18 protein-coding genes and 1 riboswitch are annotated in these 24101 nt (G+C 52.5%); of the genes, 1 reads left to right on the top strand and 17 read right to left on the bottom strand.

Annotation, left to right across the window (positions count from 1 at the left end; translation table 11 throughout):
* Positions 1-105: 105 nt before the first annotated feature.
* Positions 106-738 carry an SDR family NAD(P)-dependent oxidoreductase gene (locus DVH26_RS02805; protein ID WP_239631038.1) on the bottom strand — a complete coding sequence of 211 codons (633 nt, stop codon included), beginning with the start codon at positions 736-738 and terminating at the stop codon, positions 106-108.
* A 67-nt stretch (positions 739-805) separates the two neighbouring features.
* Positions 806-1711 (bottom strand): DMT family transporter, encoded by a 906-nt coding sequence (locus DVH26_RS02800; RefSeq protein WP_239631037.1) that lies wholly within the window; start codon positions 1709-1711, stop codon positions 806-808.
* Positions 1712-1920: 209 nt separating this feature from the next.
* Here DVH26_RS02800 and DVH26_RS02795 point away from each other — a divergent pair, with 209 nt between their 5' ends.
* Entirely contained in the window at positions 1921-2805 is an 885-nt protein-coding gene (locus tag DVH26_RS02795; RefSeq protein ID WP_239631036.1) for a LysR family transcriptional regulator, read from the top strand.
* A 592-nt stretch (positions 2806-3397) separates the two neighbouring features.
* On the opposite strand, the gene DVH26_RS02790 is transcribed toward DVH26_RS02795, so the two are convergent.
* The 15 genes from DVH26_RS02790 to DVH26_RS02725 form a co-directional block, all read right to left on the bottom strand.
* A complete protein-coding gene (locus tag DVH26_RS02790; RefSeq protein ID WP_239631035.1) occupies positions 3398-4582 on the bottom strand; it encodes a response regulator in 1185 nt (394 codons plus the stop codon).
* Between the two features lie 2 nt (positions 4583-4584).
* On the bottom strand, positions 4585-6444 hold the full coding sequence (locus tag DVH26_RS02785) for a cache domain-containing sensor histidine kinase (protein WP_239631034.1): 1860 nt from the start codon (positions 6442-6444) through the stop codon (positions 4585-4587).
* 382 nt (positions 6445-6826) lie between these two features.
* A complete protein-coding gene (locus tag DVH26_RS02780) occupies positions 6827-7696 on the bottom strand; it encodes a carbohydrate ABC transporter permease (protein ID WP_239635262.1) in 870 nt (289 codons plus the stop codon).
* A 92-nt stretch (positions 7697-7788) separates the two neighbouring features.
* Entirely contained in the window at positions 7789-8679 is an 891-nt protein-coding gene (locus DVH26_RS02775; protein WP_239631033.1) for a carbohydrate ABC transporter permease, read from the bottom strand.
* A 130-nt stretch (positions 8680-8809) separates the two neighbouring features.
* A complete protein-coding gene (locus DVH26_RS02770) occupies positions 8810-10111 on the bottom strand; it encodes an extracellular solute-binding protein (RefSeq protein WP_239635261.1) in 1302 nt (433 codons plus the stop codon).
* A 654-nt stretch (positions 10112-10765) separates the two neighbouring features.
* The gene (locus tag DVH26_RS02765) at positions 10766-11764 is read right to left on the bottom strand and encodes a globin-coupled sensor protein (RefSeq protein ID WP_239631032.1); all 999 of its coding nucleotides are present in this window, start codon (positions 11762-11764) and stop codon (positions 10766-10768) included.
* 237 nt (positions 11765-12001) lie between these two features.
* Positions 12002-13114: an oligogalacturonate lyase family protein gene (locus DVH26_RS02760; RefSeq protein WP_239631031.1), complete on the bottom strand. Its 1113-nt coding sequence runs from the start codon at positions 13112-13114 to the stop codon at positions 12002-12004.
* A gap of 37 nt (positions 13115-13151) precedes the next feature.
* On the bottom strand, positions 13152-14951 hold the full coding sequence (locus DVH26_RS02755) for a hypothetical protein (RefSeq protein WP_239631030.1): 1800 nt from the start codon (positions 14949-14951) through the stop codon (positions 13152-13154).
* Positions 14952-15066: 115 nt separating this feature from the next.
* Complete coding sequence (locus tag DVH26_RS02750; protein WP_239631029.1) at positions 15067-16629, bottom strand: extracellular solute-binding protein; 1563 nt, start codon at positions 16627-16629, stop codon at positions 15067-15069.
* A gap of 40 nt (positions 16630-16669) precedes the next feature.
* Positions 16670-17566 carry a carbohydrate ABC transporter permease gene (locus DVH26_RS02745; protein ID WP_239631028.1) on the bottom strand — a complete coding sequence of 299 codons (897 nt, stop codon included), beginning with the start codon at positions 17564-17566 and terminating at the stop codon, positions 16670-16672.
* 11 nt (positions 17567-17577) lie between these two features.
* Positions 17578-18549, bottom strand: a complete 972-nt coding sequence (locus DVH26_RS02740; RefSeq protein WP_239631027.1) for an ABC transporter permease — start codon at positions 18547-18549, stop codon at positions 17578-17580.
* Between the two features lie 24 nt (positions 18550-18573).
* Positions 18574-18708, bottom strand: a complete 135-nt coding sequence (locus tag DVH26_RS37025) for a hypothetical protein (RefSeq protein ID WP_275590446.1) — start codon at positions 18706-18708, stop codon at positions 18574-18576.
* A complete protein-coding gene (locus tag DVH26_RS02735; protein ID WP_239631026.1) occupies positions 18695-20992 on the bottom strand; it encodes a helix-turn-helix domain-containing protein in 2298 nt (765 codons plus the stop codon). The genes DVH26_RS37025 and DVH26_RS02735 overlap by 14 nt, the downstream gene beginning before the upstream one ends.
* A 343-nt stretch (positions 20993-21335) precedes the next feature.
* Positions 21336-21650 carry a metal-sulfur cluster assembly factor gene (locus DVH26_RS02730; protein ID WP_239631025.1) on the bottom strand — a complete coding sequence of 105 codons (315 nt, stop codon included), beginning with the start codon at positions 21648-21650 and terminating at the stop codon, positions 21336-21338.
* A gap of 198 nt (positions 21651-21848) precedes the next feature.
* A complete protein-coding gene (locus tag DVH26_RS02725) occupies positions 21849-23675 on the bottom strand; it encodes an APC family permease (protein ID WP_239631024.1) in 1827 nt (608 codons plus the stop codon).
* 171 nt (positions 23676-23846) lie between these two features.
* Positions 23847-24019: riboswitch (cyclic di-AMP (ydaO/yuaA leader) on the bottom strand.
* Between the last annotated feature and the right edge of the window lie 82 nt (positions 24020-24101).

Here is a 24101-nt window from a genome sequence, read left to right as displayed (position 1 = left end):
CAGGCTACGTCTGTTCTTGTCATGAACCCTTAACCCTGGGTGAGTGCCTCCTCCCAGCAGTTCACCCGTAAAGGCGTCTGGACATTGGCTCGACTTTGGCTTTCATTACATCGTTTGCCCGCTGTCCGCGGTTATAATTTGTCCCGTAAGCGACGGTTGTTCTAGGATGGAACAGATGAGCCCGGCGATATCCTCAGCCGTCGAAATACGCTGCAGCGGCAAATGTCCGCTGAGCCGGCTCATTTGCTCTTCCCGGCCGGCCCACCACCTCGTCGCTACGGCTCCGGGCGCCACGCTGCACACTCGGATTTCCGGCGCCAAAGCCCGAGCCAGCGATTTCGTCAACCCGTGCGCCGCCGCCCGCGCGCAGTAAAACATGCCTTTCACATTGACGGCATACAGCTCATCCCATACTTCCTCCACTGCTGCTTCCAAATCGTCAAGTGGAATGTGCCTGGTAATACTCGCATTGTTGATGAGGTAATTAAGCCCGCCGAACCGCTCCGCTATGTTGGCCACCATTCTCCGTACTTCCTCGTCTTTGGATACATCAGCCTGTATGGCTATTGCCTGCCCGCCTTCCCCGATGATGAACTGTACCGTTTCCTTCGCTTCGACCTGGGAACGCGAGTAGTTCACCGCAACGACAGCCCCTCTCCGGGCCAGCTCGATAGCCGTCGCCCTGCCGATTCCGGTTCCTCCGCCGGTAACTAGTGCTATAGGATGCTTTTTCTCCATTTTGTCCGCTCCTTTATCCAATGAATTGTTTATGTGTTAATCTGCTTTCCTTTATACCCTGATCCATTCACACCGTTAATTTTTTATCCTCTACTACAGCGACAGCTCCAATCGGTCTGGATACCCCGTTCCGTTCCCGGTTAACCAGGAATATGCCGGCACAGATGAGCATACCGCCTACGCCCACATACCACTTCACTTCTTCGCCCAGCAGCAGCCAGCTGGAAACTACGCCGAACACCGGTACGAGAAACAGAAAGGCGCTTGTCTTGGCCGGATCTCCGTTCTTCAGCAAATAATACCATGCGCAAAATTGGACGATGGAGCACATGACCGCAAGCCATAGCAATACGATGACCGACGTTAAGGTAACGGTAAAATAGGCCTGCTCCGTGCATGCGCTTAATAGAAGAAGCGCAATCCCCCCGGCCAGCATCTGATAAGCCGCAAGCACGGTCATATCGAAGGCGGCGCCCCATCGCTTAACGAGCATGGTGGCGGAGGCGAAGCAGAGCGCTCCTGCAAACGCGATGAAGGTACCGGGCTGCAGGCTCAAGTGAAAGCCGAACGTGAAGGCGACCCCGATAAAACCGACGGCTACTCCCAGCCACTGCAGCCACCGGTACGATGCGCCGGCGAACATCGTGCCGAGCACGATAACAAGCAGCGGGTTCGTACAGGTAAGGATGGACGATTCGCCGGACGTAATCCAATGCATGCTGTAATAAGCGCAGCCCATGACGCCTGCGGACTGAAGCAAGCCGATGGCAGAGACCTGCAGCCATTGCTTTGCGCCGCGGGGTCTCGGCCTTCCCGCTACGATGAGAGCGAGCACGCCGCCTGCCAGCACAAAGCGGATGCCCATCAGCAAAAAAGGCGGGGCATAGTGCATCCCGATTTTGCCGACCGGAAAGGCAAGGCCCATTAAACAGGTCGTAAAGAGGATCAGCGCGACATAGCGGAACCTACTCATAGGAATCCCTCCGTTACTGTTGTTCTATAGTTCTGTTGCTCTATAGTTCTGTTTTGCTGCTCTGAGCTTCGTGATGAACTCTATTGTAACGGAGCTTTGGTTTTATGTATAATGAACACTAATGATACTCGATATCATATTTTGTGATACCAACGAAGGAAATGGGTAGTATGGATTCCGGATTTCAAATGAGAAGGAGGCGAATTCAAATGGAAAGCACAGACTTGCGCATCTTCCAAGCGGTTGCCCGCGAGGGCTCGATTACCAAAGCGGCTGCGCGCCTCGGCTATGTCCAATCCAATGTGAGCGCACGAATCCAGCAGCTCGAATCGGATCTGGGCACGATGCTCTTTCTTCGCCATAACCGCGGCATGACGCTCTCGTCGAGCGGTCAGACGCTGCTCGTGTACGCCGATAAAATCGTCGGCCTCCTGGACGAAGCGAGTCGGGCTCTTGCTTCCTCTACGGAGCCGAGCGGACCGCTCAGGATCGGTTCTACTCAAACGGCGGCGGCGGTAAGGCTGCCGAAGCTGCTGGCCGTCTACTACGAACGGCATCCGAGCGTCGTGCTGTCGCTTGCAACCGGACATACGCAATTTTTGATCGATAAAGTGCTGCAGTATGAGCTCGACGGAGCCTTCATCGGAACGCAGTGCGATCATCCCGAGCTGCAATCCATCCCTGTGTTTGACGAGGAGCTGGTGATCGCAACCGCACCGCCGGTGGCCGATCTGGAGGAGGCATTCACGAAGCCGGTCCTTGTGTACAGCATCGGCTGCTCTTACCGCGATATACTGGAGAGATGGATGCAGGGGCAAGGCGTCCGGCAATCCGTCATTATGGAGTTCGGAACGCTCGAGGCGATCGTCGGCGGCGTATCCGCGGGACTCGGCATTTCGCTGCTGCCGCGAACCGTCGTCGCCAAGCACGCCGTGGAAGGAGCCGTCCGTGCGCACGAGGTTCCGGAATCGATCCGGCATATGAGGACGGAATTCATTACGCGGAAAGATTCGTTCATCAGCAGCGCTCTGCATGCGCTCATCGACTTGATGCCGCGCGCCTCCGCGCAGACGAGCACAGATATGGTTCAGTGATTGTGAACGGAGAAGCAGCGTGCAGAGATACGGAGCTTGCTGCAGCATGAAGCCAACTGCATGTGCAGGACACAATAAGAGGCGGTCCCCTAGGAGATTCAATCTGCTTGGGGGACCGCCACTATGTTTTCATTAGTCAGGTCAAAAACAACTGGGCTAGAAGTCAACTTTCTTAATTAGGCAAACCTCTAGCGAGGCATTGATCGACCTTAAAGCTTGGCTTAGGTATAACTCGCTTCATAGAGAAAGGCAGGCTTTATTGCCGCATAGAATCTTGCATCCGATGACCTCGGAATCCAATGAATTCTATTGCGTAAGAGGCTGACCCAATCATTCAATGACTTTTTGGGGGCAGTCTCGTTTTTCTCAAGGTGAACTCTAACCTGTTCGGACAGGAGATCCGTTATTTGCCTCAAAAGGCGCATTTACCAAGCACGATCGGACACACGATCCGTTATTGGACGTTTTTCCCCCCAACTACCTCGAAATCAGAGCGAATAACGGATCTATGGTCCGATCATCGCTCCGTTCACGGGATTTTTCGACCAATAGCGGAACCACGGTCCGATCGGTGGAATACCACCTGGTCTTACTATTGGCCCTGCATCTCCTGAACCTTAATGCTGCCCCGGTACTCCGTCGGCGTAATGGAAAATTTCTTGCGGAACACTTGCGTGAAATGCCGCATGTCCTGATAGCCGATTCGCTCGGCTACGTCCGCCAGCTTCAGCTGCGGATTGTGCAGCAGCTGCTTCGCCTGCTCCATGCGCAGCTGGATCACATATTCCTTGAATCCGAGCCCCGTCTTCTGCTTGAACAATTGGCTGAAGTAGACAGGGTTCAAAAATACTATGGAGGCTACCTTCTCCAGTGACAGGTCCGCGTGAAAATGCGTGCGGATATACTGCAGCGCGACTTCAATCGCCGTATCGCCGCCGCGGGCGTAATGCTCGTAGACCTGTGTCGTCGAAGCCTGCCTCAGCCGCTGCACCTGCTCGGGCACCGTGCGGAAATCGTCGACGAGGCCCGACGTCATAATCTGAAACGGTACTTTCAGATACGTTTTCAGATGGGTTTTCAGCTCATTCGTCAACGAGTCCAGGCTTAATGGCTCGCGAAGCGTAATAAGCCCGAGAAGGCTCTGGCTGTCGTAGCTGACGACAAAGCCCTGGCCGTATTGCTCTATCAGCTCGGAGAACACATTCTCGATGATGAAATGCTCAAGGTGGACCTTGCGGTCGCTCTCCATCTTCACCATGACCAGATGAAATTGGGGATGACTTTCGATAAAAGGCTTCAAATCGATGCGGCCGATATCAAGACCGGACGCCCATCTCTGAAACACCGCTTCGCGCAAATATTTCAGGTTCGCCTTCAGCAGCTGCGCCTCCTGGGTGCTCTGCGTCTCCTTCTGAACCTCCTCGTGCAGCGTGCGGATCAACTCCGTCAGCAGCTCCTTGCCGATAGGCTTCAGCAGATAGTCTCTCGCCCCCAGCCGAACCGCTTCTTGAGCATAGGCGAATTCGGAGTGTGCGGAGATGACAACCCACTTCACATGCGGATGCCGCTTGCGCGATATGCTCATCAGCTCCAATCCCGTCATGCCCGGCATGAGAATATCGGTCAGCACTACGTCGATGGATTGACTTCGAAGCACCTGTACCGCTTCCTCCGGACTTGTCGCCAAATGCACCCGGAACGACGGGAACCGGGCGTTAAGGGTCCGCTTCACCCCGTCGCCTATAATCGACTCGTCGTCTACGATTAGGATATTCATCGTTACGTGTGGCCTCCTTCCGCTTGCAGCGCGGGATATTCCGCACACGGCATCGTGATGATGACCGTGGTTCCCCGCCCGGCTTCGCTCAATACTTTCACGCCGTACGCATCGCCGAACATCAGCGCAAGGCGACGGTGCACGTTGGCGAGGCCAATGCCTCTGCGCGGCTTCGGCTTCGCAAATGGAACCGCCCGGGTCATGTCCGTGCTCTCCTGCTCCCGCAAAGCCGTCCGCGCCTCCTCGTGCAAGGAGGCTGTCAATCGCGCGAGCGCCTCGGGCTCCATCCCGCAGCCGTTATCCTCGATGATGATTTGCAGCTCCTTCCCGGTCGATGCCGTTCGGACCTGCAGCAAGCCCGGGCGGTCCAGCGGCTCCAGACCGTGCTTAACCGCATTTTCTATGACGGGCTGCAGCGTCATCTTGGGAAGCCGGAAATCGAGCCACCGCTCCTCAATATCGATAGCCATCGTAAGCCGTCCTTCCAGCCGGACTCCGATGATCGTCAAATAATGCTTCATCTGCTCCTTCTCCTCGCGAAGCGTGACGACGGACTCCTCTTCCCACTGGCTGCTGTACCGGAACATGTGAGAGAGGGAGAGAACGACTTTACCAAGCCGGTCGTTCTCCTTCTCATCGAGCATCCAGTAAATCATATCCAGCGTGTTATACAAAAAATGCGGATTCACCTGGGACTGCAGCGCCTGCAGCTGCGCGTTCTTCTCGCTGATGGATGAAAGCTTCACCCGCTCGATCAAATCGTCCATCCGGTTCACCATCTGGTTGAACGATGCTACGAGAATGTTGATCTCCTCGTACGATTTTACATGCAGCAGACCGCGGAAGTTGCCGATTTCCACCTGCTTCATCTCGCGGATCAGCCGCTTCAGCGGTGAAGAGATGGAACGCGACACCGCTGTTGCCAGCACCGTCGCCACTACAACCAGCACCGAGACGACGATGAGGAAAAATTGCTTCGTCTGGTTCAGCTCCACATTCAAATCTTTATCCGGCGTAAGGCTGATGACGGTCCAGTCGGCCATCTCCGGCCGCGCCGCCACCGCCAATCGGCCGGGGCGTTGATCCACCACCACGTCCCCTTCATAAGACGGCCGGGGGACGTCGGCAAGTGAAGGCGGCTGCGTCGGAGCCGCCTCCACGTCGCTGTTCGCCGAAGCGATGATGCGGCCGCCGGGCGAAACGATGTACACTTCGCTGTGCGGGCCCAAGCTCAAATTCGACAGCGCCGAGAGGATCGGCTGAGGGTTGGATTCGATCAGCACGATCCCGATAGGCCGATGCTCGGACAAGTCGTACAGCTGCCGGCCGTATGCAAAAACAGGCCGGCTCTCCAGCTGATCGATGACGGACCGGGGATACACCCCGAGCCATCTCATCTCCCCGGTGGAGTCGCGCAGCTCCTGGAACCAGGACGAATCCATGTATTCCGGGTCGATCACATTCATGGAATTGCCGTAGCTGTATATCGCACCGGAATAGGAAATCACGTGAATCCCGATCAGGTCCTCACGTGAATAATAGATAGCCCCCAAAGTGTTCGTTATGGTGCGCTCATTAATATATTTGACCGCCGAATCCTTCGGCGTCGTATCGGCCAGCAATCGCAGAAGATCGAAGTTGCCGCTGATCGACTTGGACATGCTGTCGTATCCTTTGAGCAGCAAATCGAACAGACCGACGGTCTGCGATACGTTTTTGCGGGCGATGTCGCTGATTTTGCTCTGTACCTGCTCGGTTGTCCTAATGTAATAGACAGCGCTTACGATCAATACTAGGCTCAGCATGCCGAAGAGGAAGAGCAGGAACAGACGGTTATGAATTGTATGAAAGCCTCGCGCCATTCCTTCCCTCCTTCCACTTCGCGGCGTCCTTTCTGTATGCCCATCATATCATATGGATTTCCGCCGTCACAGAGGATTTGTAAGCTAGAGTCGGCCGGGCACCGCGCGGCAGGTAAGACAAAGCCATTCTGCAGCACCACTAACCGCCGCTTCCTCTTCTATCCCGAGAAATGGAGCCTTCCCTCGGCAATCTGGCCGCTTCCTGGGTGCCAGACCAGATGCCGACGGGGACGGAATAACCACTGGCTTCGCCGCCAACAATGGAACTTTTTTTGAAATCAAGCGAGCAATTTTCGCGCTGACAAGGTCGCATCGTTAGTAGGCTTCGAAAAGAAACAGCCGACTGGAATGCTTTGCTTGCACTCTTTCCAGCATCAACTGCCTATCCTTTCACGGCACCGGCGACCATGCCCTTCGTAATTTTTTCCGACAGCAGGAAGTAAATGATGATTACCGGCAGCGCCCCCATCACAAGGAACGCCCCGATAGCCCCGTAATTGACCGAATATTGGCTGACGAAGCTGTACACGCCGAACGGCAGCGTCTTCAGCTTTTCCGACGAAATGAACGTCGCCGCCAAGATGTATTCGTTCCAGATCGAAATGAACGTCAAAATGCACACGGTCATAATCGGCGGAACCGATACAGGGAGGATGATGCTCCGGAACGTGCGGTAGACGCTGGCTCCGTCCATGATCGCCGACTCCTCTATCTCATGCGGAATCGACTTCAAAAAGCCGCTCAAAATGAACACCGCAATCGGTGTGGAGAAGGCGATATAAGGCAGGATGAGCGCACCGTGAGTATTAAGGATGCCCAAATGCTTGAAAATAATCATCAGCGGCAGCAGCGTCGATTGGAGCGGAATCATCATGCCGATCAGAAAGACGAGCATAACGGCCTGGCCATAGCGCCAACGAAAGCGGGAAATCGCATAAGCGGCCATCGCGCTTAATATGATGACGGCTATCATCGTGACCGAGGTTACAAAAAAGCTGTTAAACAAATAGCGGAGATAATTGCCCGCTTCGTAAGCATCCTTGTAATTGCTCCACTGCGGTACACTGGGAAGTGAAAAGAAGCTGCCCGAAAGAATCTCTTCGTTCGTTTTTAAAGAATAGGTCAACAACCATATCAAAGGATACAGCTGAGTGACGAACAGCACGGAGAGAAACAGAATCACGATCCATTTGACCGGAGACAGCCGCTTTGATGCGGTGCGCACGGCCGATGTTCCTGCAGTGACATTCATAGCTGAATTCATATCGGCTTCCTATCTCCTTTCCTTATCATTAGTAAGTACAAGTGATTTCAAACAAGTACGGCTCCGCCTTTATCCTGAATCTAAGATACTTTGGCTTCCAGCCGGCGGAAGAAAGCATTAATGATCAGCGTAGCTCCCAAACACAAAATTACGAGGATGGTGGCGAGCGCGCTTCCGTAGCCGTATTTCATGGAAAGGAACGACATGTTGTACATATGGGTCGAAATGACGTCCGTTGCGTGGGCGGGTCCTCCGCCGGTCATTACCATGATCATGTCAAACGCCTGCAAGGAGCCGATAAAGGCCAAAACAATCGATATTTTGAAAATCGGAACAACCATCGGGAGCGTAATGTAGCGATCCGCCGTGAAGCCCTCCGCCCCGTCGATTTTCGCCGCTTCATAAATTTCGGAAGGAATGTTCTGAATGCCGGTAAATTGAATCAGAACGTGGTAGCCCAAGTACTGCCATAAAGCTACGATATACAGCGCATAAATAGCGATAGACGGCTCGGTGAGCCACGATTTGGTCCAATCCGATAACCCCATCGCAATCAAGATTTGATTTAGCATGCCTCCGAGCGAGGCCGGATTATAAATCGTTTTCCACAATTGTCCGATAATAACTACCGATAGAATAACGGGCAAGAAATAGCTGGAGACGAAAAAGTTCGGCTTCCTAATATAACGGTTCAATAAAATGGCGACGAACAGAGCTATGGGGATTTCAACCATCGAAAAGACGGCGAACATCAAGGTGCGGCGCACCGCCGGCCAGAAGACCGGATCTGCCGTAAAAATTTGCACGAAATTGTCCAAACCGACGAATTTGGATTCACCGATCCCGTTCCAATCCAACAGTCCGCTGTACATGGACACCAGGATGGGGATAAACACGAGGCTTACGTAGAGCAGCAGACATGGCAGCACAAAGACGGCAATCGTTCTGCCGGGAACCTTCAACACATTCACTTCATGGAGCCTCCTTCACTATCCTGTCTTGAGGCATAAATCATTAACCTCATGAACTATCACGTTCGGTTTCTATTGGAGAGAAAAGGGGACCTGCAACAGTCCCCCGTCTCCCGCCCCAGTCCGGGGCTTATTTATTGTTTGCCTCAAAAGCGGTTTGATGCTCTTTCGCGACATCCTTCGGATCCTTCTTCTGAACGAACAGATTCTGAATGCTGGTCAGGTGTGCTTGAGCCGTTCCTGGATTCATCGTGTTATCGAAGGCCAGATCTCCGCCCTTCACGCTTTTGAACAGCTCCAGAATGTCCACGGCGGTCTGGGAGTAACCCGCGGCTTTGAAATCGCCTTCCACTTTTTGAGCCAATCCTACGGCACCCTTCAGCTCGAACGCTACTTTCGGGAAGTTCAGCATGAAATAGTTCAGGAAATCCTTCGTTTCTTTCAGATGCTTGCTGTTCGCCGAAATTGCGAAGGCGCTGCCCGGCGCGAGCATGAATTCGTCCGGATTGCCTTTGCCGCCTACGGTCGGGAACTTGAACACGCCGACTTTGCTTGCTACCGACGAAGTCTCGATGCCGCCGCTGGCCCAGGAGCCCATATAGTACATCGCGGCTTTGCCCGTCTTGAACAGGTTCTCGCCCGCATTGTAGTCAAACGATGTTGCGCCTTCCTGGAATGCCCCCGCTTGAACGAGATCCTGGAATTTGCTGACGGCCTCGGTAAAGGCCGGATCGTTGAACGTCTTTTTCTTATCGACGACATCCTTCAGGAAGTTCGGTCCGCCGTTCGTGCGCAGCAGGATGTTCATGAACAGGAACGATCCGGTCCAGGAATCCTTCTCACCGATAACCATCGGCTGGATGCCTTTGGCCTTCAGCTTCTTGACGACCTCAATCATGTCCTCGAACGTCTTAGGAATTTCTACGCCGCCCTGCTGGAACAATTCCTTGTTATAAAAGACGACGCCGATATTGTTGCCGTCCGGCAGCGCATACAAATTATTGTTGAAGCTGTAGTAGTCCAAAATCCCGCTTTGGAACGTTCCTTTGAGCCCGTTCTGCTCGACCATGTCATTGAGCGGGGCAAATAACCCTGCATCGACAAAAGGCTTCATCTGCGCCGACGGGTTGACGACCGTAATGTCCGGAACTTCCTTGGATGCGGCTTGCGTCTTCAGCTTCAGCTTCTGCTGGTCGGTATTCAGCGAATCCAGCTCGATCTTGATATTCGGATGAGCCGCCATGTAGTCGGCTACTACTTTTTTAAGCAATTTATTTTTGGGATCCGTTGCATCAGGGTATATATTTTGGAATGTAATCGTAATGGCTTCCTGCTTCTTATCCTTGCCGGTGTCCCCCGCCGCTGCTCCAGTCCCTCCGGAAGGTGTGCCGCTGTTCCCTCCGCTTGCACATGCAGCCAGACTCAGTGCCATGGTCCCCGCCAAAGCGGCAGTTACGGATTTTCTCCATTTGGCCAACTTCATTTCCCCCTCATTCGTTGTATAGCCTTATTATGATGTAAACGCTCTATATCAACAATGCGGGAAATTAAGGAGTCAGGTTTGCTTTTTTAAGGTAAGCGCATTCCCTGAGGATCTTTCCGAGAAATAAGCTCAGTGATATAATTGTAAAATAATGTAATTTATCTGTGATGAATTCATTTCAATCCGACTCGGGTGATAAACTTGTTCATATTGAGCGATAACAATCCGTTGCTTAACCTGTTCCATTTCCTTTTAGTCTTCTTTGATCACGCCCTAGCTAAATATGTGTTCTCTGCCCTAGCATCAATTATTTTTACCTTAATTTTTTTCAGGAATAGATCATATGGGGAAGAGTCACCCAGATTTAAAGATGCGGAGTATGTAGCTGAAAAAGTGGTTAAAGTTCTTGAGAAGCTCCTAATTAGCGGTGCTATAGGATTTCTAACTATCCAGTTAACACGTATCTATTTGCTGCGTTAGTGCACAACCGTCTATACTTTCTCATACCTCTAGCCGCTTTTCTCCAATCCTTTTCACTAAGCGCTGCAAGTAAACAAAAAACAGGCACCGTCACATCGGACAGCGCCTGCTTTACGATTACGATTATTTCAAGTTTTCCAGCTCGATCGTAACATTTTCGATCATTTTGACGAACGAAGCCAGCTGCTTGGAGCTTTCCACCTGATTTCGCGAGTAGACGGACGTCTGCTCCGAATCCTTTTGGACCTTCTTTAGCGTTGTATGAATGTTTTGCAGCTTATCGTCGATCGTTTCCAGCGAATCTCTTGTGTTTTGGGCCAGCTTGCGAACCTCGTTCGCCACAACCTCGAAGCCGCGCCCGTGCTCGCCGGCTCTTGCCGCTTCAATAGCAGCATTCAAACCGAGCAGATGCGTCTGATCCGCCACTTCCCTCATAATGGCGCCGACATGGTGAATGGAGTCGACCTCTTTGGCCAAATACATCACGTTCTGGTGCGTCTGATCCTGGAACTCGGCCGTTTTGCTCGCCGAATCGGCTACCGATTCACTGCTGCCGCTAAGCTGCACCATCATGGCTACAAGGTCTTGTACCGCTGCGCTCACACCGGACAGCAGCTGATTTTGCTTATCCACGAGCCTTTCTATTTTAGCCTTCTCATCCGCTTCATAGGCTTCCAGCACAAGCTGAGAATCGAGGTTGAACATTTTGGACAATGCGTGAATGACCGGCATCCAGTTGTCCGGGATCACAGCGGCCAAATGGGCCGCAGCAAGATCGAGATACAGGACGTAGGTTCCCAAATACCAGTTCGTAGTCAAGCCGATACGTGAATGGACTTTGCCGATAAAGAGCCGCTTCTCGATAAAGGCTTCGTCGATCACCCCGGAGGTCATGGACATGAAATACCACCGCTGCGTTTCCTTTAACCGGTCCAGCGTACTGTGCCGCTCAATAATTTGAAGAAGCTCCGGGTTATCCGTCAGCTGCGCATACAATTCATCGACAAGCCGGTTGACGATGATCCCGAACTCCTTCTCATGCTTGCTCAATAACTGCAAATCGTTATCCGTGATGCCAATAAAATCGATTTGCTTACGACGCGATAATCCAAGATTTATCATAAGAACAGCAACCTTCTCGTTGTGGAATTTGAAAACGCTGTTATAAGCCTGTGATAAATATCATTGCACTTCGGCTGAACAGAGTTTCTAGTTATATCGGCATAACCTGGGCGAGATAATATAGGTACTTTTTCCTATTACTAATTCGGCCTGCTCCCTTGCACAGGGCAAAAAAAGAAGAAAGCCGCGAAGGCATCTCTGCCTTACGGGCTTCCTTTTGTTAAAGCAACTCCACTACTAAAGCATGACCCGATAAATGCACGGCTTGCCCGCCATATCGGAGGTGAAGACGACGAAGGAGCCGTCCGGCGAAAAAGCCGGATGCGGATGGGCATCCTGCGTATTGCCGTAGCTTCGCCAGCTCGTGCCGTGCGAGCAGAGCTTCTCTTCGCTGCGCTTCCCCACATCGACGAGGTAGATGAAATGCTCCTCCTTCAGCTGGCCGTCTCCGACAATCCGAGTATTGTCATAATTGGAGATGAAATGACAATATTTCGAGCATTCCATCCACACTTCCTCGTACAAGGTTACCGGATCCATGAAGCGGATGCTTTCGCGAGGCCCGCCGTCCTGGCTGCGGTACACGAAAGCGAACCGCGAGCCGTCGGCGAGCCAATATTCGTGGGTGATCAGCTCCTCATGCGTCTGCAGCTTCGCGCAGCGCAGATTGGAGCCGTCGGACTGCACAAGCCACAGTCTTGCATCGATCCGGTTCCACGGACCTTCATGGCAGAACAGGACCGTGTCAGAGTCGCCCGGCCGCAGCTGCGGATGGCCCAGCCAGCAATGCGGCTCCTCATGGACGACATGGCTGGACTGCCGCTCGATATCGACATAGACGATCCGGCAGCGAGGCTTGGCGGCCCATTGCGGCTCGAAGGTCGACCAATCGCCGCGGCTCGGGACGACGTCCCGCTCGTTCGTTTCGACCAGCACCAGGTAGCGGTCGTCCGAGCTCAGTCCCGGATTCGCATTCGGCACCCAGCCCGCCGGCGATTCATAGAACGGCTCCTCGGCTAGCGTCGCCATGTCCAAGCGGATGATCTGCCTATCCCGGCAATAGATTAAGTGCCGGTCGTCGCTCGTGAGCGAGCAGCTGAAATCGTGCACTCCCGTTCCTTCCGTCAGCTGGACAGCCGACCCGTTCTCCAGATCCATCTTGTACAGATTGCGCTGTCCGTCCCTGTCGCTCGCATAGATCAGATACCGGTTGTCGTTTGTGATCATCTTGTAATAAAAGTAAGGATGATGCTGAATATGCTCCGGCGTCGTCAGACGGGTTACCGTTCTGCCGGTGTAAGGATCCTCGAAGCTGTGAAATGCGTTCTCCACTACCGTACCCTTGGCCATAGTCTCTTACGCTCTCCTTCCCGCTGCTCCACTCGCTCTATCGCAGCATCTGCTGCTTCGCCGCCGGCTTCAGCGGCAAGGTCAACGTCAGCACGCTGCCGCCGGCGGTCCGGTAAGCTGCGTGTACTTGCGGGCCATCCGCTTCGGCCGTCTCCTCCGCCAAGGTGCCGCTGCCGTCAACCGCGGACGAAGCCTCCGTCACTGCTTCCCCGGCCGCACTGCTTCCGGCGGCGATCCGATCGGCCGACGCCTCCAAGGCTGCGCCCTCTCCGCCGTCCAGCCGGAAGGCAAGCACCAGCAGCGCCTCCTGCAGGCTTCGGAAATCAAACTGCTTCGCCTCGCCGGCGTAGACGACATAATCGACGTTGAGCTTTTCCCCGTCTCTTGCGATCTCCCATCGCGGCGTCTCGCCGTCGAAGGCGGCGAACAGCACCTCCGCCTGCATCGCAAGCGCCCCGCCGTCCAGGCTGACGCGAATCGCTCCCGCCTCCTCAGCGAGGCGAGCCTCCACTCCTTCCAGCCTGCCGCCGATTTCGAACCGCAGCCGGAGATCGGCTGCCTCGAGCGTGCCGTCTATCGGGTCGAGCCCGATATGCGTATCCCCGCCGTCCGTGCAGAAGCCGATGCCGAACAAGGCATCCGCCCCCTCCTGCCGGCAGGAGAACACAGCCGATGAATAATCGTATCCATCGTGCAAAAACCGCAAGTGGATATAGCTGAAGCTATCTCCGTTCGGGACATAGGCCAGCAGGTTGCGGCGCTGGTTCCACATGACGTCCTTGCTGAACGTCCCGAGGCTCACTCGCTCGTCCTTGTACGTCGTGGCGGTATTGACCGCTCTTCCATCGGCAGCCCGATGGATAACTTGGCGGTACTCACCGCCTTGCGTATCATGGAATGCCGCCCTGTAAGCCGGCGGGCATTGAATATCGTTGCCGTACCAGTCCAGACTGTACGTCATGCTGTCTTCAGGCTGCAGTGACACAGCGTCGCCGCACGCCATCTGCAGGAACGACCGTACGGAATCGGTCATGACCGTACTGTAGCTGCGGCTGTGCGGCCCGGACCATTGGCCGGTCGGTGCATGATAATGCTCCGCAATCATGCGCCAAGCCACATCCAGCATGTCTGCGCTGAGCCGCTTCGCCTCGGGCAGCTGCGTCGACGTATGAATGCTCGACAGTTCTTGGATGGCCACGACCGTATACGTCGGGCTGTTGAACTCCTGGAATGTCCCCAGTTCCCGGGTGTAGTCACTGAACTTGCGAAGCCGCTCCAGCCCGTAGTCTACATACCGCTCCTCGCCGTAAACTTCTCCGGCGATCAGCGTCACGAACGCCCCCATGATGGCTATATTCGTATAGCCGGGGCCGACATTGCGCTTGATGATCGCGTCACACGCGCAATAGACCGCGTTGCGAATCTGCTCGCGCAGCGCAGGCGACAGCCGCTCGCCGTGCCTTTGCTCTGCCAGCACAAGCCGCTTGCCGCAAAAATCCGCCCAGTTCCAATCCGGCGGCGACATCATCGTGAGCGGCTCCTCCATGAACCACGACCAGATGCCGAAGGTCGCATGGTCGCGGTTTTGATCCTGCAGCCCGATCACCTTCTGCAAAATGTCCGACGCCCGCTCCGCATAGGCTTCCTCGCCGGTATCCAGAAGCGCCAAGGCGTAGATGCAGGCAGCCAACGTCGGGTGCGTATGCGTCACTCCCTTCAGCGTCGTGTGATATCCTGGCGAGCTGAACGGCCTTCTTACCATATGCAGCTCGGCATTGTAGTCCTTGTGCCAGCTTTCCAGCTCTTTCATCAGCATGATTCGGTGATCGATCGTCACGGGATTCGCTCCTTTATCTCATGAAATATTCATGCCATGAAGCAGGCATGTTGAAGAGCGTCTCTGCTCCCTCTTTCCGGATGAGAAATACGGGTCAGGACGCTCCCGCTCCTGGTCAGTTCGTTTTCACATTTTTTTGGTACCATTCCTGGGCGAGCTTGTCGACGTTATCTCCGCCTAGACGCTTCCACTCCTTGCGAAGCTGCTCCACTCCCCATTGCGGCGTAAACTGCGCTCCGCCCGTAATGACCTTCGTCTCGATTTCCTCCGACAGCGGGGCGAACGAAGTCGTGATTTCGCTTAATTCCGGGAATGTCGGGTTGAACGGAATGTCGCGGCGGAACTTGTTCTTCATCGCTACCTTCAGCGATTCGCCCTGAACCTTGGCGTATTCCTGCGATATTGCGTCCGATGCCGCCATGATGGCGAAATCCTCCGGCTTCGGACTGTATTGATCCAATACGGCGTATTCCCCCGCATACCCGATTTCCTTCTTGTTTTTCTCCGCATCGATCGCTTGCGGCACTCCGTTGACGAGCTTATAATGAACCCCTTCCTGTCCGAAGCGCACGTCGAACCAGTTTTTGTCGATCAGCCAATCCAACAGCTTGATGGCCGCCTTAGGATCCTTCATATCTTTATTGAATACAATCAGCCGGTTGGCTGGCGGCTCCTGGAACAAGCCGAACTTGCCGTATTTCGTAGCTACCGGCTCGAACGGAACCAGCTTCGCGTCAGGCACATTTTGCTTCAGCTCGCGATACTCCGACGGAATGTTCCAGCTCGAGAAATAGATGCCGGCTTTGCCTGTAACGAACAGCTGCCGTTCCTTCTGGAAGTTTTTATCCGTAATGTATTCCTTATCGATGAGCCCTTCTTCAAAAAACAATTTCAACGTTGTCAATACATCGGCATACCGGTCGGTAAAGTTGCCTTTGACGATTTTACCGTTCTCCAAATACCATATTCCGCCTTGGGCAGCATATAATGCCTGAATGATGCCCGTATAGTTGAAGTTGAATGCCGCGCCCAGCGTGTCCGCCTTGCCGTTGCCGTCCGGGTCCTTCTCCTTGAACGCCCGCATAACGGTTATCATCTCATCCATCGTCGTAGGCATCTTCAAGCCGAGCTTATCCAGCCAATCCTGCCGAATCCACATCGCATGGTTGGCTATGGCATCGATACCGCGTGCGCTGGTGGCCATATACGTCTTGCCGTCAAACATCGTGTACGGCTTCAGCTCTGGATGCGCTTGCAAATATGCCTTGTAGGAGGTGCTGTATTTCTCGATGTATTCGTCGATAGGCTGAATCGCCCCCTGATCCTTCAAGGTGGACATGTAATCCCGCCCGAATTCCCACATCAGGTCCGGCGCTTCGCCTGCCGCAATCAGCGTATTGAGCTTTTGCGTCGACTGCGTCCGCAGGACAGGCACCCATTTGACGTTGATACCCGACTTTTCATTAATGTACTTCGTCACCCGGTTGCTCTCATAGGTCCCTTCATCGCTTGCCACCTGTCCTCTGTCGAGGATCGAGATGCTGACCTCCAGCTTTTGGTTATCGTTATTGCTCTTCGTGTCGCCGCTCTTGCCTTCTTCACCGCCGGAGCAGGCTGCCATCATCGTCGTAGTTAAAGTAATCCCAAGCAGCACAGCAATAGGCTTGCGTTTTTTCATCAACTTTTCCGCCTCCTCAATTTCCTGTACTAGGTATTCCTCAGCCTTTCAGCGAACCGATCAATACGCCTTTGACGAAATATTTTTGCAGGAACGGATACACACACAAGATCGGAGTGACCGAGATGATGATCGCCGCAGCCCGCACGCCTTCCGGAGACAGCAGCGTTTGCATGGTCGCCCCTTCGCCGCCGTTCGTCGCATTGGCGTTCAGCAGACTCTGGCTCGTCGTGTCGATCATTTGCAGCAGCTTCACCATTAGCGACTGCTTGCCCGAGCTTGTGATGTACATCAGCACGTTCATATACGAATTCCACCAGCCTACGGCGTAGAATAAGGTCAGTGCCGCAATGATAGGAAGCGACAGCGGAAGGATGATTTTCCAAATGATGTACAGATCGTTCGCGCCGTCGATGGATGCCGATTCCTCCAGCTCCGCAGGCAGATTCTCAAAGAATGTTTTCATGACGAAAAAATTGTACGTACTGAGCAGCCCCGGCAGCCATAACGCCCAATACGAGTTCATAATGCCGAGCGATTTGATCAAAATGTAGTTCGGAATCAAGCCGCCCCCGAACAGCATCGTGAAGGTGATGATCATCAGGATGAAGCTGCGTCCCTTCAGCCGTCTGCGGCTGAGCGGATAGGCCGCCATAATCGTCGAAACGATATTTAGCGCCGTCCCCACCACCGTAATGAGAACCGTGTTTTTCATCGCTACGAGCAGCTGTCCGTCCTCGATCAAATTTTGAAACGAGGTGAACGTCACATCCTTCGGCCACAGGAACACTTCCCCGGAGCTTATTGCCCGTGAGCCGCTCATGGACGTAGCCAGCACGTTGACGAAAGGAAACAGAGTCAGTACGGCGAGAAACGCCAGAAATACATACAGCAAACCATACAGCAGTCTTGATGACAATGTGGAACCGCCGTTCATTCGTCTCCCCCCTACCATAATCCGTTTTCGCCAAGTGCTTTGATGATTTTGTTGACCGCAACGACCAATATCAGTCCGATCACCGATTGAAACAGCCCGAGCGCGGTCGTATAGCTGTACTGGGAGCCTACCAGACCGACGTTGTACACGTACGTGCTGATAACGTTCGATACTTCATACACCGCTTTGTTCTGCAGGATGAAAATGTGCTCGAAGCCCACATCCATCATCTGGCCGACCCGCAAAATCAGCAAAATCGCGATGGTGCTGCGAATGCCCGGAAGCGTCACATGCCAAATGCGCCTAAGCTTGCTGGCTCCGTCGATTTTGGCCGCCTCGTACAGCTGGGGATCGATACCCGCCATCGCCGCCAAATACAAGATCGTCCCCCAGCCGGCGCTCTGCCAGATACCCGACAAGATGAACATGATCGGCCACCAGAAGTTGCTTGCCATGAAGTAGATCGGTTCCAAGCCGAGCAGCTTGATCACCGTGTTCACAATCCCTGTCGATGGCGACAAGAGCGCAATCACGATCCCTCCCAGCACGACCCAGGAGATGAAATGCGGAATATAGAGCAAATTCTGGATCGTCCGCTTGTACCACTCGATCCGTACCTCATTGAGTAAAATCGCCAGCACAATAGGAACCGGAAACGCAAACACGATGCTGTATACGTTAAGCAGCAATGTATTTTTCAATACGTTGAAAAAATCCGGGCTCGTAAACAATCTCTCGAAATGCCTCAGCCCGACCCACTTGCTGCCCCAGATGCCGTCGGCAAACCGGTAGTTTTTGAATGCAATGATTTCCCCGAACATGGGCGCATACTTGAAGATCAGATAGTAGGCCAAAATCGGGACCAGCAGCAAATATAAGTACTTATCCCGCTTGATGTATTTCCAGGCCGCCTTCGTCCGCAGGGCCAGCGCCGATTGCTTCACCCCGGTCTGCCCCGCAGCATCGCCGATTTGCGAATTCATAGCTCCACCTCCCCTCTTTTCGCTTCAGCCGATTTCACCGCTATCGTATACGCTGCCTGCACGTTTTGGATATATTCTCTTTTTACGCTCTTCACTTTTTTTAATTGCGGCTTGGTTTACGCGCCATGCACCGGATTTAATGTATTCACCTTTTTTCATCTGCCGGGTTTTCCCTGTATTCTCCGGGCGTTTGGCCCGTATACTTTTTGAATATGCGTATAAAGCTTTGCGCGTTGTTATAGCCTACCTGCTCGGCTATCGCGTTGATCTTGAGCCTCGGGTCAAGAAGCAGCTGCTTCGATTTTTCCATCCGGATCTGAATCAGGTAGTCCATGAAGTTCATCTCCATCGTTTCCTTGAACAGCTTGCTCAAATAAGGCACGCTTAGATTAAAGTCGGACGCGATCAGATTGAGCGACAGGTTGCTGTCCATATAGTTGTGCTCCAAATAGTCAATAATTTGATGGACTGTATCGTTCGGGCTCCTGCTCTCCCGCCTCTCCTCCGTCCGGATGATCAGCTCCTGAAGAAAAGAAGAGATGTAGTGTCGGATATCCTCCACATTGGCGCACGAATCGATGCGGAAATAAATATTTTCCTTCGGATCGAGAAACTGCTTGATATCGAGGCCTTTGTCCGATATCGCCTTGATGGACTTCATAATGAGCTGGATGCACATTTGCTTGATCATTTCCGGCGGCACGTTGCTCTTGATCGTCTCATCGAACAGCTTTTCGAGCTGGAGCTCCAGCTTCGATTTATCGGTATCGCGGATCAAGCCGACAATCGTATCGCTCATCGCCCAAATCCGATAAAATTTATCGTTATGATTGCCTGCGACATCGTCGATGGAAATGACCGTATTGTCGCCCATGATCAGCTTGTATTTCAGCGCGTTCTGCGCTTCCTTGTACGATTCGTGGATGCCCTCGAGCTGAAGGTGCGGGCTCCCTACGCCGATGGTGACCGTCTGCTTGAAATGCTCCGCGACATAGTTTCTCACGAGATCGGCAATTTGCAGCGCCTGAAGCTGATTCCCCTGCGGGTCGTCCTCCTCGAAGCTCATAATCACGGCCACGACGCCGTCGTTCACCTCTACCGACACTCCCCTGCACACGCCCGCTACCAGCTCCTCGGCAACGTTGCTGATCGCATAGGTGAACAAATATACGTCGCGGGGCGAGGCAATATGCTGCTTACGGTCCAGCTCCATGACCAACACGACGAAGCGCGAATCGTTGAAATGAATGCCGAGCATGTCAAAATATTTTCTCATCCGGTTATAATTCGTCCTGTCGGCCATGAGCAGGCTCATAATCAGCCGCCATTTCAGCGCAGGCAAGCTTTCGTGCATTTGCTTTTGCAGCGATTCATTGTCGGACATCATCTGCTTGAAAAACTTCTCAAGGTACGTCAGATCGTCGTGGGCACCGAGCTTTTTCCCGGCGAATGCTTGAAAAAAACGCTCCAGCGGACGGAACGTATAGCTGCTGACTGCATACACGAGAATGATGGCGACTACAAACATCCCGGCGGCGAAGGACAACAGAATGTTGCGCACCACTTCCAGCGGACGGTTCATGACCGGGTCCGGTACGATGCTTATGTATTTCCAGCCGTTATATTGCGAGGACACATAGAAGGTAGTAAAGCTGCCGTCCCCGATATCCTTGGTGATATACCCGCTTCCCTGCAGTTTGTCCAAGTCGGGGGCCGATTCGATGCTGCTTAGAGGCTTATACAGCTGGTCCTTGTCTTTGGAGGAAATGATCATGCCCCGGTCGTTAATAACCATCGTCTGCCCGAGCCGCTGTTTATCGACATCCTCCATCAGGTTTGCCACGGTGCGCTCGTCGATGTTCACAATAATGGCGCCTTTGCGGAATTGCGGGTTGCTGATCAAGGGGAATTGACGGACGAGCGAAATGACGTTCTTATCCAGCTGCAGACCGGAGCTGACCGTAGTAATTTTGCGGACATCCAGCCATTGGTGGTACCGCTGCATATTATTGAAGGCGGGCAGCCAATCCATATCGTAAAAATCGGCTTCATCGGCAAACGTATTGTCCGTCAGCATGCTCTTGTTCTGAAGCGAATACAGGTAGAAGGAGGAAATGTTGCCGTTCGCATTCATTAACACCTTGAACTTCGTATTCAGGACGTTAAAGTGGTTGAAACGCAAATCGTCATTCGCATACCTCCCGTTCAAGAAGAAGGCGACCTCCGGCTCCTGAATGAAATTGATCGTGTTCGTGTCGATTTCGCGGAGGATCATTTCGATTTTTTGCTGAACCAGGTGAAGCAGCGCGATATTCGTATTTTTCAGCTGCCCTTCAAGACTTCCCTTGGAGCTGAGATACGATAGCCAGGCCGTGGTAGAAATGATCAGCAGAAATACGATCCCGTAAATCATCTTGAATCTTGCAGAAATGGTTCCTTTCAACAAGCTCGATCTCCCCTTTTTTTGCTGGTGCCGGATGGTCAGGAGTCCTTGGAGTCCTTCACCTTCTTTAATTGAAAGCGGATACATGAATCATTTCGTTTACGGACATCATTTCCTTTGCTTACAAAAGCATACCACACATCCGGCAGGCACATAGTGCAAACAAGCGACATCGCTCATGGAAAAAATAAAAATGCAGCTCAAGCCCCGGACTCGGGACCCGAACTGCGCTGCTCGCGGAGAGGAATGGATAACTTTTTGAACAGGCCATGATCTGCTCAGATCTCTTGTAATTAATGTATGAAATACAGCCCGCACGAAGGCGGGCCGGTTCGTTCTTCTCTTAAGCCATGGAATGCCGGGCTCGGATCTGTTCCTTGGCTAGATCATTCATCTTCGCCGGAGTCCATTTAGGTTCAAAAACTAGCTCAACGTCTACCTTATGAATCCCCTCTGCTTTTAAAGCCGCTTGCTTCACATTGGATACAATCTCATCGGCCAGAGGACATTCCGGGATCGTTAACGTCATCTTAATGCTCGCGGTTCCTTCTTGATCTGCCTTTACCTCATAAATCAGCCCAAGATCGACTACATTTACACCAACCTCCGGATCAATAACCTCTTCCAGCTCTGCTAAGATAAGATCTTCCTTGCTCAAGAGATCACCCTCCGTTCTATATTGGTTTCATAAGGGGAATTCATGGACACGATGCATCAGGATAGTTCATTTTCGTTACTTATTTTGTTCAAACCTTACTTATTCATACAGAAGATCAATACAATCCATTTCTTTCCGAAAATTCTGCCGCTTGCAGCAAAAAAGCATCCCCTTTCGCAGAGAATGCTCTTGTCTTGTTTATTTCTTTAAATGATATGGAACCGTCGAAATAATAACGTCTCTCCGAAACAGCAGATGAGCGCGAATCAACAGGCTCGATTGGTTATGCAGGATGTTGTGCCAGCCTTTCTTGGGAATAAACTGGGGGATCACTACGGTAACCTGGTAATTCGATTCTTTCGCTTTGCGCTGAACGGTATCGATAAATTTGGTCAACGGATTAATGATGCTGCGGTAAGGGGAATGCAGCGTGACTAATCGGATATCCGGCTGCCACTTCTCCCATTTTTCCTCAAAAATAACTTCATCTTCTCGCTCAAAAGGTACATACACCGCAATAATCTGCTCGGGCGAAAGAGATTTGACGTAGTTTAAGGAATTTTCTACGACATGAGTGATGCCGGCTACAGGGACAATGAACACATTTCCTTCTATAGGAACAACCGGCTCGCAGGTGGACAGTCTTAGCTGGTCGCCGACGGCCTCGTAGTGCTTTCTAATGCGATGGAACAAATAAATGATTAATGGCAGAAAGATTAGAACAGACCACACTTGCGCGAACTTGGTTAAGAAGAACATCATGGACACGATAAAGCTGATCGCCGCACCGATTGTATTAATGATCAGCTTCGAAATCCAGCCTTTGGGCTTTTCCCGGATCCATTTGACGACCATCCCCGTCTGTGACAATGTAAAAGGAATAAACACACCGACAGCATAAAGCGGAATGAGGTGCTCCGTCTGCCCTTTAAAGGCGGCGATCAGGATAATGGAACAGAAGCCCAGCATAATAATCCCGTTGGAATACCCGAGCCGGTCTCCCCGGACCGTAAACATTCTGGGAATAAATTTATCCTTGGCCAGATTCACCGCAAGCAAAGGAAATGCGGAATACCCTGTGTTAGCAGCAAGAATCAGTATCAAGGCCGTCGTTCCCTGGATGAAGAAATACATGAAGCCGCGGCCAAAGGTCTGTTCGGCGATTTGGGAAACCACCGTTACTTCTTCTCTCGGCGAAATCCCGTAGTAATAGGCCATATACACAATTCCGGAAAATAATAGTGCCAGTAACGTCCCCATCGCCATTAATGTCTTGGCGGCGTTATTAGGTGCAGGAGTCTTGAAGTTCGGAATAGCATTTGAAATGGCTTCGACTCCCGTCAAGGCGGAGCTTCCGGATGCGAATGCTCTTAACAATAAAAACAGGCTGATCCCCGCCACCGGTGTACCGATCGGAGCATGCAGCTCAGGCGGAACCTGCCCCGTCCCAATTTTGAATATCCCCACGCAGATAAGAATGAATAACGCAAAGACAAATAAGTACACGGGATATGCTAAGATGGACGCCGATTCCGTTACGCCTCTCAGGTTCAGGATCGTAATCAGGATAACAAACGTAATGGCAATAGCTACATTGTGGGTGTGAAGGCTTTGAAACGCTGACGTAATGGCATCCGTTCCAGCCGATACGCTCACGGCCACCGTTAGAATGTAGTCTACGAGCAAGGAGCCTCCGGCGATAAGTCCGGGGTACATGCCCAGATTTTCCTTGGAGACAACGTACGCTCCGCCGCCATGCGGATATGCAAAAATGATTTGCCTGTAAGATAAAATGAGGGCCGCCAGCAGAATCAATACTCCTATTCCGATAGGAAGCGAGTACCAGAAGGCCGTTGCTCCAACCGTAATTAACACCAGCAAAATTTGCTCCGGACCATAAGCAACGGAAGATAGCGCGTCGGAGGAAAGAATCGCCAGCGCCTTCGTTTTATTAAGCTTTTGTTCACCTAGCTCGTTGGATTTTAATGGCCGCCCAATTAAAAACCTCTTCAAGGAAGTAAACATTGCATTCACCACCAGTGATTTATAAAAGTAGATTACCCTATTCGCAGAAACAAAAATCCCGGCAGATGACAGCGGTTATAAGTTCCCTTAATGCCTCTCTATCCCTTGAAAAGCAGCAAAAACCACAGGTGCATGCAGCCCTGCGGTTCCTTTTAGGACACAAGCTTCACCCTCTACTCTCCAATACGCTTACGAGGTTAGCTGACGGATTCGGGCATGGTGAGTTGCCCTACCAGAAGCATTCCTGGATTCACCCAAGTGAAACATAGAGCCGCTTGCAGCCCGCTTTCGACCTGTTTGGTTCCCCCGCTTCTTCATTTCTGAAAACTCAGCGATATTAGAATGGAAACTATATATGGATTTCACAAAAATGAATGATACGCCTTTTGCCTCAGGCTGTAAAACTACAATGGGAACAGAATAGGC

This window comes from Paenibacillus sp. H1-7, from assembly GCF_022354825.1.
Taxonomy (GTDB): domain Bacteria; phylum Bacillota; class Bacilli; order Paenibacillales; family NBRC-103111; genus Paenibacillus_S.
The sequence above is the reverse complement of the archived record's forward strand: the minus strand, read 5'-3'. Positions and strand labels throughout refer to the sequence as shown.